The organism is Sulfitobacter sp. 1A10359 (genome assembly GCF_043558145.1).
GTDB lineage: Bacteria > Pseudomonadota > Alphaproteobacteria > Rhodobacterales > Rhodobacteraceae > Sulfitobacter > Sulfitobacter faviae.
The window spans coordinates 177099-191185 of sequence record NZ_JBIFGB010000005.1; the positions used below are offsets into that span (position 1 = coordinate 177099).

13 protein-coding genes are annotated in these 14087 nt (G+C 60.9%); 8 read left to right on the top strand and 5 right to left on the bottom strand.

Annotated elements, in window-relative coordinates:
• Positions 1 to 8 precede the first annotated feature (8 nt).
• Complete coding sequence (locus ACGYK2_RS13115; protein WP_271690272.1) at positions 9 to 959, bottom strand: PDR/VanB family oxidoreductase; 951 nt, start codon at positions 957 to 959, stop codon at positions 9 to 11.
• A 137-nt stretch (positions 960 to 1096) separates the two neighbouring features.
• Here ACGYK2_RS13115 and ACGYK2_RS13120 point away from each other — a divergent pair, with 137 nt between their 5' ends.
• From ACGYK2_RS13120 to ACGYK2_RS13140, 5 genes are all read left to right on the top strand, one after another.
• Entirely contained in the window at positions 1097 to 1591 is a 495-nt protein-coding gene (locus ACGYK2_RS13120) for a MarR family winged helix-turn-helix transcriptional regulator (protein ID WP_067266533.1), read from the top strand.
• Positions 1592 to 1729: 138 nt separating this feature from the next.
• Positions 1730 to 2749, top strand: a complete 1020-nt coding sequence (locus tag ACGYK2_RS13125; protein ID WP_271690273.1) for a TRAP transporter substrate-binding protein — start codon at positions 1730 to 1732, stop codon at positions 2747 to 2749.
• Positions 2750 to 2807: 58 nt separating this feature from the next.
• Positions 2808 to 3311, top strand: coding sequence for a TRAP transporter small permease (locus tag ACGYK2_RS13130; RefSeq protein ID WP_067266537.1), 504 nt, complete (start codon positions 2808 to 2810; stop codon positions 3309 to 3311).
• The gene (locus ACGYK2_RS13135; protein WP_271690274.1) at positions 3308 to 4621 is read left to right on the top strand and encodes a TRAP transporter large permease; all 1314 of its coding nucleotides are present in this window, start codon (positions 3308 to 3310) and stop codon (positions 4619 to 4621) included. The genes ACGYK2_RS13130 and ACGYK2_RS13135 overlap by 4 nt, the downstream gene beginning before the upstream one ends.
• Before the next feature lie 94 nt (positions 4622 to 4715).
• Positions 4716 to 5768, top strand: coding sequence for a M42 family metallopeptidase (locus ACGYK2_RS13140; RefSeq protein ID WP_271690275.1), 1053 nt, complete (start codon positions 4716 to 4718; stop codon positions 5766 to 5768).
• Positions 5769 to 5797: 29 nt separating this feature from the next.
• On the opposite strand, the gene ACGYK2_RS13145 is transcribed toward ACGYK2_RS13140, so the two are convergent.
• The 4 genes from ACGYK2_RS13145 to repA all read right to left on the bottom strand — a co-directional run bounded on the left by ACGYK2_RS13145 (position 5798) and on the right by repA (position 11410).
• Positions 5798 to 7768, bottom strand: a complete 1971-nt coding sequence (locus ACGYK2_RS13145; RefSeq protein ID WP_271690276.1) for a cache domain-containing protein — start codon at positions 7766 to 7768, stop codon at positions 5798 to 5800.
• A gap of 141 nt (positions 7769 to 7909) precedes the next feature.
• Positions 7910 to 9061: a plasmid replication protein RepC gene (repC, locus tag ACGYK2_RS13150; RefSeq protein WP_271690277.1), complete on the bottom strand. Its 1152-nt coding sequence runs from the start codon at positions 9059 to 9061 to the stop codon at positions 7910 to 7912.
• 178 nt (positions 9062 to 9239) lie between these two features.
• Positions 9240 to 10235 (bottom strand): plasmid partitioning protein RepB, encoded by a 996-nt coding sequence (repB, locus tag ACGYK2_RS13155; protein WP_271690278.1) that lies wholly within the window; start codon positions 10233 to 10235, stop codon positions 9240 to 9242.
• Positions 10235 to 11410, bottom strand: coding sequence for a plasmid partitioning protein RepA (repA, locus tag ACGYK2_RS13160; RefSeq protein WP_271690279.1), 1176 nt, complete (start codon positions 11408 to 11410; stop codon positions 10235 to 10237). The genes repB and repA overlap by 1 nt, the downstream gene beginning before the upstream one ends.
• Before the next feature lie 452 nt (positions 11411 to 11862).
• Here repA and ACGYK2_RS13165 point away from each other — a divergent pair, with 452 nt between their 5' ends.
• From ACGYK2_RS13165 to ACGYK2_RS13175, 3 genes are read left to right on the top strand one after another with little or no spacing between them, the layout of a single operon-like run.
• Complete coding sequence (locus ACGYK2_RS13165) at positions 11863 to 12567, top strand: ABC transporter permease (RefSeq protein WP_271690280.1); 705 nt, start codon at positions 11863 to 11865, stop codon at positions 12565 to 12567.
• Positions 12564 to 13277 (top strand): ATP-binding cassette domain-containing protein, encoded by a 714-nt coding sequence (locus tag ACGYK2_RS13170; RefSeq protein WP_271690281.1) that lies wholly within the window; start codon positions 12564 to 12566, stop codon positions 13275 to 13277. The genes ACGYK2_RS13165 and ACGYK2_RS13170 overlap by 4 nt, the downstream gene beginning before the upstream one ends.
• Complete coding sequence (locus ACGYK2_RS13175; protein ID WP_271690282.1) at positions 13274 to 14086, top strand: substrate-binding domain-containing protein; 813 nt, start codon at positions 13274 to 13276, stop codon at positions 14084 to 14086. The genes ACGYK2_RS13170 and ACGYK2_RS13175 overlap by 4 nt, the downstream gene beginning before the upstream one ends.
• Position 14087 lies beyond the last annotated feature (1 nt).

Genomic DNA, 14087 nt, shown 5'->3' on the forward strand with positions numbered 1-14087 from the left:
TTCCTCCCTCAGATGTCGAGCACAAGGCGCGGAGATTTCGCGCGGCTGACGCAGATTTGCATGACATTGCCCGCCGCGCGCTCGGCCTCGGACAGGACCACGTCGCGGTGATCGGGGGTGCCGCTGAGCACATCGCATTGGCAGATGCCGCAGTCGCCGCGCTGGCAGTCGTACATGACATCGACACCGCCCGACTCCAGCACGTCGATGATCGACTGGCCGGGGGGAATGGTGAAAACCTCCCCGCTTGAGGCAACCTCAACCTCAAAGGCGCTGTCGCCCTCTTGCTCCTGCGGCGCGTCGAAGAGTTCGAAATGGATGCGCTCGGCGGCGACGCCCGCGGCTTCGGCCTTTGCCTTGGCCGCGTCGATCAATCCTTTGGGGCCGCAGACATAGAGATGCGCTTGGGCCCCAAGGCTGTCGATCACCGCGCCGAGGTCCAGCGCCGTGGCGTCATCATCGCAATGCAGATGCAGCGCATCGCCGAAATTGTCGCGCAGGGCATCGCGGTAGGCCATGACGGGCGCGCTGCGGGCCGTATAGTGAAAGGTGAAGTCCTGCGCCGCGGCCTTGAGCGTCGCCGCCATCGAGATCATCGGCGTGATGCCAATCCCCCCCGCCAGCAGCACGGCGGGCGCGTCCGGGGACAGGGGGAAATCGTTCTTCGGCGCGGCGCAGGTGATCTCTGCCCCCGGTTTCAGCCCGTGCATATGGGTCGAGCCGCCCTTGCCCTCGGGCTCACGCTGAACGGCGATGCGGTAGCTTTCGGGGGCCTTGGGGATCGGATCGAAGGTTATCAGGGAATAGGCGCGGCTGTCGCCATCGGGCAGATCGAAAAGCACATGCGCCCCGGCGTCCCAATGCGGCAACGGGCTGCCGTCGGCGGCTGCAATCTCGAATTCGCTGATGCGATCGGTCAGCGCTGTGACCCTGCGCACGATGGCGTTGATCTTCGACATGTGATGTCCTCCCCTGCCAAACAATATGATTTTTCATATAGTTTCAGTCAAGGGTTTTCTTGCCAAGCGCGAATTTGCCCGCCATTTAGGGAGGCCGAGGCGCAAGGAGCCCTCTTTCCATCAAAGGGTTAACTGGTGTGACGCAGCAAAAGACCGACGCAACCGCCCAAAAGGAGACGGGTCAGGAGGGGGGATTCGTCTCGGATTACCTGCTGTATCTCTTGGCGGCGGCCAGCGATGTGGCAAGCGCGCAGTTCCACGCGCAGGTGCGCAAAGCGGGGCTGCGGGTGCCGGAATGGCGCGTGTTGGCCTGCCTGTCGGACACTGATGGCGCGATGATCACGCAGCTCGCGCGCCGGGCGCTGGCCGAACAATCCCGCCTTACGCGGATCATCGCCCAGATGGAGGAACGCGGCCTGCTGCTTCGCCGCAGCGACCCTGCCGATGGCCGCCGCGTGCGGGTGTATCTGACCGACGCGGGCCGCGCGCTGGCCGCCGAACTGGTGCCGCAAGCGCGCCGCCATGAGGCGGCCTTGATGGAGATGCTGAAGGGCAATGAGGGGGCCCAGTTGAAGCCCGCGCTGAAATCGCTGCTCGCCGCTTTGGATGACACGGGCGATCTTCGCGGCTGATCACCGCCCTTGCCCCGGGCGCAAAAAATGGTTCCAATCGTGCTGTAAATGTGAATACATGAAAAAGCATATACTTGGCGATACGGGTTTGGGAGAACCCTGCCAAGGCATATCGAACGGTATGGGGAGGAGCCCAAAATGACCAAATTCACCAAGTTTCTCACGACGAGTGCGCTTGCGCTCTGCACCGCGACCGGCGCTTTCGCCGCCGAGACGCTGACCATTTCCACATGGCTGCCGCCAAGCCACCCGGTCAACACCGGCATGTTCACCCAATTGACCGACATGATGGCCGAGGCCAGCGATGGGCTGATCGAGACCGAGCTGAAAAACGGCCTCGCCCCGCCGCCCGCGCAGATGGACCTGCTGCTGGACGGTGCCGCCGATATCGCCATTCTGTTCCACGGCTACACGCCCGGTCGTTTCGTCGGCACGAAACTGGTGGAAATCCCCGGCTACGAAGGCAACGCCGAGGCCGCATCGGTTGCCCATTGGCGCGTGCATGAGGCGATGCTGTCTGAATTGGACGAGCACCGCGGCGTGAAGGTGATCGCGCTCACAACCCACGGCCCGGGGCAAATCCACTCCAACAAAGAGGTCAACACCCTCGACGATCTGCAGGGGCTGAAAACCCGCCTCGGCGGTGGTGTCTCGGCGGATGTGGGGGCGGAGCTTGGCCTCGTCGGCATTCAGGTGCCCGCGCCCAAGGTTTACGAAACACTCGATTCCGGGGCCGCCGATGCGGTGGCCATGAACATGGGCGAGCGGATCAGCTTCAAGCTCAACGAAGTGGCCAAGAACGTCTATGAAATGCCCGGCGGGTTCTACCGCGGTTCCTTCTCGGTCATCATGAGCCAAGAGACCTTCGACAGCCTGCCCGAAGACGTGCAGCAAAAGCTCGACAGCGAAGTCTTTGGCGAGACGGCGAGCCGCATGATGGGTGCGGTTTGGGACCAGAGCGACGTCGACGCGCGTGAGGCGACCGAGGCCGCGGGCGATAACAAGATCGTCACCGCCTCGGAAGAGGATCAAGCCCGCTTTGCCGAGATGGCCGCCAAAGTGCGCGACAAGGTGATCGCAGAGCTCGACGAGGCCGGTGTCGATGGGCAAGCCGCCTATGAGATGATGCGTGAGGAAATGGCGAAGGCCAGCCAATAACCCCCACCGCCAAAGGGGCCGGGCGCAAACGCGGTCGGCCCCCAGCCAGGGAACCGCCATGCGCTCTTTAATCCGCCTAACCACCGCCCTCTCGGCCCTGCCGATGACGATGGCCTCTCTCGCGCTCTTCGCGCTGATGGTGCTGACCTTTGCCGATGTCATCATGCGGTCGGTCTTCAACGCGCCCATCGAAGCCGCGACGGAGCTGATCCGCATCGGCATCGCGCTGATCGTTTTCTCTGCTCTGCCGGTCCTCTCGGGCCGCGAGGGGCATATCGCCGCCGATCTTTTGGACCGCCCCTTTGAAAACTGGGGGCTGCAACGCTGGCGCGACGGGCTAGTGACACTGGGCTGCGGGGTGATGTTGTGGTTTCCGGCAGGGCGGGTCGTCGACCTCGCCTACCGCGCGCTGAGCTATGGCGACGTGACCGAATATCTTGAAATCCCGACCTTCTACATCGGCATGTTCATCGCGGTGATGACCTATCTCACCGCTGTCGTGCTGATCCTGCGCGGGCTTCTGCGCCTCTTTGCGCCGCAACTTCTGGACCCTGCCACATGATCGCCTCTGCCATCGGCTTTGCCGCCGTTTTCGTCCTCGTCTTGCTGCGCTTGCCGATTGCCTTTGCCATGGGCCTCGTCGGGATGATCGGGCTGGTCTATGAGACCAGCTACCGCGCATCGATCTCCATGGTGTCGCGGCTGATCATCGACACCAGCCAAGACTACGGGCTGTCGGTGATCCCGCTCTTCATCCTCATGGGGCTTTTCGTCAACAAAGGCGGGATCAGCCGCGAGCTTTACCAAGTCTCCAACGCCTTTTTGGGCCACTTCCGGGGCGGTCTGGCGATGGCCACCATCGTCGCTTGCGGAGGCTTCGCGGCGATCTGCGGCTCATCGCTTGCCACCGCCGCCACGATGTCCAAGGTCGCCATGCCGGAGATGCGCAAATACGGCTATTCCGACAGCCTCTCGACCGCCTCCATCGCCGCCGGGGGCACGCTCGGCATCCTGATCCCGCCGTCGGTCATCCTCGTGATCTACGGCTTGCTGACCGAGACCTCGATCGGCGCGCTGTTCATCGCGGGCATCGTACCGGGCGCGCTTGGCATCTTTCTCTACCTCTGCGCGGTGCGCTTTTCCGTCGCCATGAACCCCGAGGCCGGCCCCGCTGGCCCCCGTGCCACATGGGGGGAGCGGCTGCGTGCGCTCAATCACGTCTGGTCGGTGCTGGCGCTTTTTGCGCTGGTCATCGGCGGGCTCTATGGGGTCTTGGACTTCTGGCCGATCCACCTCGCCTTCTCCCCGACCGAGGCCGCGGGCATGGGGGCGGCGGGGGCCTTCCTCATCGCTTGGGCGCGCGGCGGGCTCAGCTGGCGCGGCCTGCGTGAAGTGCTGGAGGAGACGACGCTCACCTCGGCCTCGCTCTTCTCGGTGTTGATCGGGGCGTGGATCTTCTCCAACTTCGTGAACCTCGCGGGGCTGCCCGAAGGGCTGCTGGCCTCCGTGACCGCGCTCGACCTCGGGCCTTGGGTGGTGATGGGGCTGATCCTCCTGATCTACATCGCGCTCGGCTGCATTTTCGAAAGCATGTCGATGCTGCTGCTGACGGTGCCGATCTTCTTCCCGCTGGTCACGAGCCTTGGCTTCGATCCGGTCTGGTTCGGCATTATCGTCGTCGTCGTGACCGAGATCAGCCTGATCACCCCGCCTGTGGGCCTCAATGTCTTCGTCCTCAAGGGCGTGGTCGGCGATGTTTCCACCGGCACGATCTTTCGCGGCGTCACCCCGTTCTGGCTGGTCGATATCCTGCGGCTGATCCTGCTGCTCGTCTTCCCCGCGCTCGTGCTGTTCCTGCCGGGTCAGATGTAGCCCCCTGCCCTCTCAGCCTCATCGCGCCGCGCCTGTTTGCACTTCGGCAGGCGCGGCGCGATAGTGCGGCCAAATCACCAAGGATGAGGCCAGCATGAACATCGACCTACTCAAAGACCTTTGCGAAACCCCCGGCGTTCCGGGGCGCGAACACCGCGTGCGCGATCTGATCACCCGTGAGATCGAAGGGCTGTTCGACAATGTAGAGACCGACGCGATGGGCTCCCTCCTCTGCCGCCGGGATGCGACGGCGGGCGATGGCAAAGCGCCCAAGATCATGCTGCTCTGCCATATGGACGAGATCGGCTTTCTGGTCAGCCATGTGTCGAAAGACGGGTTCCTCTACCTCCAGCCCGTCGGCGGTTTCGATCCGCGCAACCTCTTCTCGCGCCGGGTGCTGGTCTGCACCGATCAGGGCGATCTGAAGGGCGTGATGAACCCCGGCGGCAAGCCCATTCACATTTCCTCCCCCGAAGACCGTAAGAAGATCCCCGAAGTCTCGGAATTCTTCGTCGACCTCGGGCTGGGCGAGAAGGCGAAGGAGATCGTCAAGGTTGGTGACTTCGTGGTTATGGACGAGCCATTCCTTGAGATGGGTGAGCAGTTCGTCTCCAAAGCGCTCGACAACCGCGTGGCCTGCTGGCTGGGGATCGAGGCGATCCGCAAGCTGGCCGAAAAGGGGCGTGGCGCGGAGATTCATGTGGCCTTCACCTGTCAGGAAGAAGTCGGCCTGCGCGGCGCGCGCACGGCGGCCTATAAGGTACAGCCCGACATCGGCCTTGGCATCGACACGACGCTGGCCTGTGACACGCCCGGCGTGCCTGAGCACCTCTCGACCACGCGGCTCGGCAAAGGCTTTGGCCTGCACGTCCGCGACAGCAGCTTCATCGCCGATGTGGACCTCGTGCGCGACATCGAAAAGCTGGCCGAAGCCCGCGACATCCCCTTCCAACGCACCATGCTTGCCGCAGGGGGACAAGACGGCGCTGCGGCGCAGCAAGCCGCCGCTGGCGCGCGGGCCGTGGGGATCGTGGTCGGCACCCGCTACATCCACACGGTGACCGAGATGGTGTCGAAAGGCGACCTGCAAGCCGCACTCGACATCCTCGTGGCCTATCTTGAGGGCTTTGACGGCAAGGCGGCCTGATGCCCCCTGCCCCCCCTTGCGCGTCAGGTCTAGTCAGGGGGGGCCGCATCCTCGGGGGCTTGCGGCAACCAAACGGTAAAGGCCGCACCGCCTTCCTCCCGATTGCGGACCGTGATGATCCCCCCGGCCCGCTGGATCAGCGTCTGAGAGATCGACAGGCCCAAGCCCGTCCCCTCCCCCGGTTTGGTGGTAAAGAAGGGATCGAAAAGCGAGCCGAGCAACGCCTCAGGCACCCCCGGTCCGCTGTCATGCACCGACAACGCCACACCGGCCACGCCATCGCGGCTCTCAGGGCTAAGGTACAATGCCAACCGCCCTGCCCCCTGCATCGCCTGTACCGCATTGACCACAAGGTTCACCACGACCTGCTGAATCTCTCCGGAGTCCGCACGCACTGGCGGCACCTCGTCCAGATCGCAATGCACCTCGATCCCGCCCCGGCTGATGAGGTGATCGACCAGCACGAGACAGTCCTGCACCAAGGGCCGCAGCGCAATATTATGTTCACAATCAGAAAACTCGGATGGCGCGGCGAACTTGAGCAATTTGCCGACGATGACCTCGATCCGTGACAGCTGCCGGTCGATCAAGCCGAGTTCCGTGGCCACCGGTTCTGCATTCGCGCCAAGCGTCTCCCGGATGACATCGACATTGCCCATGATGACCGCGACGGGGTTGTTGATTTCATGCGCCACCCCCGCGGTGATTTCCCCGATGGAAGCGAGCTTCTCGCTCATCACCAATTGGCGAAAGGTCTGCTCCAGCTTCTCGTTCGCCTCGCGCAGTTCAGCAGTGCGCTGATCGACCCGCTGGTTCAACGCATCATTCCAGCTGCGCAGCTGCCGGTCGCGTTCCTGCACCTGCTCCAGCAACCAATCGAGGTGATGCGCCACCGCCCCGATCTCATCCCGCGCAGGGACCGCGCCGATCCGCGCCGAGAGTTCCCCCTTGCCGACGCGGTGCATGACTTTTGTCATCCGTTCAAGCGGCGAGAAGATACCGCGCGCCAGCCAAAGGAACACCGGCGCCGACAGCGCCAGCACGGCAAAGAAAGCAACTAGCATCCACCAGAACGCCTCCCGCTTCGCCTGTGCAAAGGGTGCTTCGAGGAAGCCGACATAGAGCATTCCCACCCGGTCGCCGAAACTATCCGTGATCGGCTGGTAGCCAGAGATGTACCAATCGTTCACCACGAAGGCCCGGTCGAGCCAAGTGCGCCCCTCAATCAACACGGCCTCCCTCACCTCTGCCGAGACCCGCGTGCCGAGGGCGCGCACATCTTCGAAAAGGCGCACATTGGTCGAGATGCGCAGGTCATCTAGGAAAAGCGTCGCCGTGCCCTGCCTGTCACCACCGGTCACCGCGTTGAGATAGACGAGGTCATTGATCGTATCGATAAAGTCGAGGTTGCGGTTCAACAGCATCCCGCCGACCAAGACCCCTTGCCTGCCGTCCAAGTTAACCGGGCTCGCGGCGTGAACCACCATGCCGCGGTCTTCGGTCTTTCGGTCCGTGGGCACGGCGGCGGGCGTATCGATCACCGGCACCTGCGCGCGGATCGCGAGGGCGTCGTTCAACCTTGTCAGCCGTGCGTTCCTAAATACGTCGATCTCCGCGCCGCTCTGGCCCCGCGCGGCGCGGGCGATCACCGGCCAATCCTCTCCGTCTTCGATGGCGGCCTCAATAGGGAGGAATTGCAGAAAATCCAAACCCAGCCGGTCCTGTATCTCGGCAAAGAGAGACGCCTGCTCTGCCGCCGGGCTATCAAGCTGCCGGGCGAATTCGACGGACCCCGCGACGGCGTCCAACTCATTCCCTGTCTGAGCCAACAACCGCGCGAGATACTGGTTGGCGATCCTCAGCTCGCTTTCAACATTCGCGATAAGGACTTCGTCATAATCCGCCGTCCAGCGGGACATGCCCAGAACCAACAGAAGCGGCATCAGCACAATGAGCGGTGTGAGCGCGAGGATAAGCAGGCGGAGGCGGACAGAGGTCATGGGTTTTCCCGGAGAGCTTCACCTAAGTTAGCCGTTGAGCCGAGGAGGGTGAAGCATATGGAGGGATTTTGCCGATAGAACGCTCAATTTCTTAAATTGCCAGGCGTAAGTTAACCTAAGTCACTGTAAAACCTATGTTTTTCAAATTGTCAGCTGACAATTTCGCCGGTTTGCCAAAGCTGAAACCATCGGACCAAGGGAAAACGCACCATTTCGGGCCATCTGCGTCAAACGCCTCAGATAAGCTCCGGGGCTACGGATCGTCGCGGCTTTCTCAAGCAAGCAAAGGACCGTCACAGCAGCGCTCTCCGCGCCCATGTCTCGTTTTGCCTCATTTAGCACAGGCGGGTCAATCCCCAGCATCGGCGCAATCCGGTCTCCGACCCGCACAACGTCTCCCCAGTTTTGCATCGCGTCTGGGAAAAAGATGCCAGCCTCTGTGCAGGCATCCACGACATCTGCGAATGATACGCTTTTTTCTTTCTCAGAATAATCAGGTTCGGATTTGTCAGCCGTACGCGGGTTCTTATTGCCTTGGCCGCGCTCTTCAGAGTCAAAATAGGATTTATCTGAATCCTGTATGTGCCGCTCATTTTCACCGTCGTTGGCGCTCATTTGGTCCGTGAGCGGGGCAGGGGGGACGGGTGCTGTTTCGCCCACAGGTTCTTCTCCACAGGCATTTTCAAGTGCTACACGGAGCGCCTCCTCAAGTTCAGACAACGCCATTTCATCCGGTTTGCGCCGCAGAACCCGGCCCGCCTCATCAGCCAATCCCTCGCCGCAACCCTTCCTGATCAGCGCATGGCGGAGGACCAGCACGCGGTCCCTCAGCGCCTGCAAACGTTCCCGCTCTGCCTCGGCTGCTTGAGCTGCCGTCTCAATCATCGTTGCCTGAACCACAAGAGGGGCGAGATCAAACCCAAAGGCCAGCGCAATTGCACCCCCCTGGTTTCGTGCAAAACGCTTTCGGTTGGGGCTATCATGTCGCGCAATCAGGCCCACGCGGACCAACTGCGCCAGATGCCGCCTTAGAGTGCTCTCCGGCATACCGTGAAGCCGTTCAGAGAGCCGGGCGTTTGAGGCAAATACAATGCCCGCCGCACCATCCGGAATATGCCGGCTTGGTAGGAAACTCAGCAAAGCCTTCAATACGGTGAGAGTGCGGTGCGACAGATCGAAGGCCTCTGCCGCGGTTGTCAGCCGGTCGAGCAAAGCCCATTTGTCCGGCCCCTCGCATTCCACTTGGGTAGCCGATTTCGGCCGCCCGAACGCAGTTCGGAACGTGTTTTCCATCTAAAATCACGAAAGACAACAAAATACCGGCCCTATCCCATCGGGTAGAGTTGACATCGATAAATCTTTGGGGCTATCTCGAAGGTGCAAAGTTTGAGAAGGGCCTTCCGGGATTTATCCTGGGGGGCTTTTCTTTTGTGGTCTTGGATGTGCCTCCTGTTGCTACTTCCTCAATGTCTCACGCGCGGGTCTTCTGCCAGCGGTCGTGAATCTCCTGCAAAAGCTCTTCTGCATGTGCATCGAGCCATTTATCAAAACCCTGCGCTGCGCGGGCGGGCACGGTGACCGTGACACCACGCTTGCCGCTGCGAATGTCCGCGAGCGCTTTGCCATCTCGGCTCCGCAGCGTGCGGGGTTTGGCCGATGGGGCAGGGGAGTCGGCAGACTTTTCAGGGGTCGTCAAAGCCTCGGCGAAAATCGCCTCAAACCGTTCATCCGAAGTGAACCTTTCCCAATCGGGCCGCGCCATTCGTTTTACTGCCCGTTCTTTCGCGCCCAGTTGTTCAAACAATTTGACCAGCGCCATCCAGCGATCACGCCCGATGGATGGCGCCGACCCGATCTGACGCAAAAAGGGCAGATCGAACGCATGGCCGACCTTGAGCATCCGGCTGACCATTGGCAGGTCGATCGAAAGCGCATCCGCGATTGTCTGCCGGTCATGGCCCCCCGCATCGAGTTGCGCCGCAAAACTGGCTTTTTCGATGAAAGAGAGATCCTGACGGGCCGTGTTCTCTTGGCCCTGCGCCATTACCAAAGCGTGGTCATCCAATTGACGCACCATCGCTTTAACCGGCATCCCAAGCGCTTTCAGAGCCTGAAGTCGCCGCCGCCCGTAGACAATTTCGAACCGGCCCGGGGTTTCCGGATGCGGCCGAACCAGAACCGGGACCTGCTGGCCATAGGTCTTCAGACTATCGTGAAGCTGTTTCTGAGCCTGCGTATCAGTCCCTAAGCGGTCTTCGACGCCGGCCATATCAATCAGACTGCCGTCCAATTCTTGAACTGCATTCTCTTGCATCCGGTTCAACGACGACTGAAGCGCCCCAACAGCCCCGCGGGGCATGACGCTAGGCTTGCTCCGGCTCTTATTCGGCTCTAACGCGGGCGTTTTCGGCGGCTCCGTCTTTAGAGGTTTCGTCGGAGCGGATGATAGAATACCTTTACGTGCCATTACCGCCCCCATGCTTTCTGGATCATGCTTTCGATCTCATCATTCACAAGATTAAGTGAATCCACCGCGCGGTCATAGGTCGTCCGATGAAACTGCGACCTGTCCACCTCATAAATGGTCTGATGGGTCAGCCCCGCGTCAGAAATCGCAGTGGATTTCAGCATCGAGGCCACCATGACTTCCTCGTCAAAGAGTTGCCGCAAGAAGGATAGAACCTGCTGTTGTGGCCCATCATTCGGCTCATAACGGTTGATAAGGAAGCGCAGGAAGTCGAACTCCATGCTCGCCCCTGCATTAGAGACGACATCAAGCAGATCGGCACTCATCTGTAGGAATTGCGACATGGATGCGACGTCGAGCATATTCGGAACCACTGTGATCAACACACCCGTCGAGGCGCAGAGCGCCGACATGGTCAGATAGCCCAATTGCGGTGGACAATCGAAGATCACCACGTCGTAATTCTGCTCTACATCCTGCAAGGAGGTCGCCAAACGCGCGAAAAACGGGGGCTGCGTGTTGTTGAGCAGTGCCTGAGGCGTTTCGTGCTCGAACTCCTGTAGCATCAATCCGCCGGGGGCAAGATCAATACCCGTAAAGAAGGTGTTTTGGATCACATCGGCCAAGGGGACGGGATCATCATAGCGGATCGCATCGTAAATGGTGCCAGAATTCAGGAAATCATACTCCGGCCGATAGCCAAACAGAGTTGTTAGAGACGCTTGAGGGTCGATATCGACACAGAGCACGCGGTAGCCTTTGAGGGCCAACCGCTGTGCCGCGTGGATCGCGCTCGTGGTTTTGCCGCTACCGCCCTTGAAGTTCAAAAAGGACAATACTTGAAGTTTGTCTCCCTCACGACGACCGCGTTGATAGGCGCCGCGGGTTTTAGCGGTGGATTCCAATGTCCGCCGGATCGAGAGCAGATCGTCCGCACTGTAGTGCCGCCTCCCGCCGGGGCTGGTCTGGACATCGACGATCTTATTATCGAAGTGGAGTTTGCGAAGGAAGCTCGTGGAAATGCCAAGCAATTCAGCCGCTTCCCCTGCGGAGAACCGGCGCAACTCCTTGCGCGCGTCGGGCGCAAAGACCTTCAGCATGTGACTTTCCAACGCCTCGGAAAGCGTTTCCGCATTACGGCGGATCCGTGTATTGATGTGTACCGTGTCCGTCACATCTGCCCTCGCTCTCAGTAACGCTATTATTCGGTAGCGCTTTTGTTTCCGTTACTTAATGCGATTGGAGCGAAGCTTGCAATAGATTCTTGCGGAAGGAGAGGGCAAGGCGGCATTAATTATCTGGGCCAAACGCAAAGATAGAATGTCCCACTCGACAGAAATGACTGTAAATAAATAATAAAATTATTCTTGCGGCAACAGGCCCTCGCCAACCACGAGTTAACCCCACGCGCGCGTCCGCTCCCCCTTGTTCGAGCCACATCCTTCCTTTCGCGGGAATCACAGGTGGGTCAACTTGACCTTCTGTTCTTCTGAGCGAGGTAAAATCAAAGTCAGCCTGTCTTCCTAGGTATTTTCACGCCGACAGGCTCTGGCGTCCGAATGATAGTCCTGACACTCTGCGCGGGCGATGGGGCCGGGGGCTCCTATTCGGGGGAGGCCTCCGCGAGATGGTCGATATTTGGAGCGGTATCACGCAGGCCTTTTGGCTTGTCTTTACCTTCGATGCCGAGTTGGTGGAGATCGCCGGCCGGTCCCTTCGTGTCACCCTCTCTGCTTTGGCTGTCGCCTGCCTGATCGCGCTACCCCTCGCGGCCTTAGTCGCCGTCAAACGGTTCCGCGCAAGGCGGTTGGTCATTGCCATATTGAACGCGCTCATGGGCTTGCCGCCGGTCGTGGTAGGGCTGATCGTCTATGTGGTTCTCTCCCGCTCCGGGCCGCTTGGGGTGTTTGGGCTGCTCTTCACGCCGACGGCGATGATCATCGCGCAGGTGATCATTATCGTGCCGCTGATTGCTTCCATCGCGCATCAGTCGATCCGTGAGCTTTGGCAGGAATATCATGACCTTCTAATCTCGATGAATGTCACGCAGGGCCAGAAGATACGCACCCTGCTCTGGGACTCGCGCCGCGCGTTGCTGACTGCGGCACTTGCGGGGTTTGGCCGCGCGATTGGCGAGGTGGGGGCCATCATGATCGTCGGCGGCAATATCGACCATGCGACGCGTGTGTTGACCACGGCCATCGCGCTTGAAACCGGGAAGGGGGAGTTCGCCCTGGCGCTCGCCCTTGGGTTTGTGCTGATCGGGTTGGCGGTGGCGGTGAACCTCGCCATCCATTGGCTGGGCCGGACGGAGCGGGAGGGCCGGTGGTGACGCAGCTTTTCCCGATGCAAGCCAAAGCGATCGAAAGCCGCAGGCGGGGGCAGCGGCTGGTGGGGCCGATCGATCTGACGCTGGACGGTCAGGGCGCTACGGTTGTGATGGGGCCGAACGGCGCGGGGAAGACCACACTGTTGCAACTGTTGCACGGCACGGCGCGGCTGTCGGCTGGAAAGATTGACTGGGCTTGCTCGACCGAGGAGGCGCGGCATCACCAAGCATTTGTCTTTCAGCGCCCGGTCATGCTGCGGCGGACGGTGCTTGAGAACCTCATCTACCCCTTGCGCCTGCGCGGAGTTGCAAAAGCCGAGGCGCGAAAAGAAGCCGAGGAATGGGCCGCCCGCGTCGGTTTAGGGCCGCTTTTAGGCCGCGCGGCCCCGGTGCTCTCGGGCGGTGAGCAGCAAAAGCTGGCTCTTGCTCGTGCGCTGATCTGCAAGCCTAAATTGCTGTTTCTGGATGAGCCCTGTGCCGCATTGGACGGGCGCGCGACGCGAGAGATCGAGGCGATTTTGCAATCGGCGAAATCGACCGGCACGCGGCTGATCCTATCGACACATGACCTTGGCCAAGCCCGTCGCTTGGCCGATGACGTTTTGTTTCTGCTGGGGGGCCGTCTGCACGAGGCCGGTCCCGCAAATGTGTTTTTCAACCGACCTGAGACCGCAGAGGCTCAGGCATTTCTAAGAGGAGATATCGTAGAATGAAACATTGGATGATCGGCGCAATTTCCGCGCTGGCGATGAGCAGTGCCGCGCAGGCCGCGGATGTGATGAAGATGGCGGTGACCACCTCGTTCAACAACTCGGGCCTTGCGGACGTGCTCTTGCCCGAGATCGCGGCTGACCTTGATCTGGACGTTCAACTGCTGGTCGTCGGCACCGGCCAAGCGATCAAACTGGGCGAGGCGGGCGACGTGGATGCGATCCTCGTCCATTCGCGCAAGGCGGAAGAAGCCTTTGTCGAAGGCGGCTTTGGCAGCCACCGAACCGAGATCATGTATAACGATTTCGTCTTCATCGGGCCGAAAGACGATCCGGCGGGCATCGAAGGGTCCGAGGCGGCCACGGCTGCTTTGGGCGCAATCGCCGAGGCGAAGACTGCCTTCGTGAGCCGCGGGGACGACAGCGGCACGCATAAGAAGGAACTGTCGCTCTGGGCCGAAGCGGGCCTTGACCCGGCGACGTTTGGGGATTGGTACAACGCTGTTGGCGCGGGCATGGGCGCCGCGCTAAACACCGCGTCGGGGATGCCCGCCTATGTCATGTCGGACCGCGCGAGCTGGCTGAACTTCGGAAACAAAGGCGATCTGGCGCTGCTCTACGCGGGCGATCCGGTCCTGTTCAACCAATATGCCTATCTGCCGGTGAACCCCGAGATGCATGGCCATGTGAAAAACGAACTGGCCTTGAAGTTGGAGGATTGGCTGACATCAGACCGCGCGAAAACCTTGATTAATGACTACAAGATCAACGGTGAGACGCTCTTTGTCTTCAACGCGGCAGACGCTGAATAGC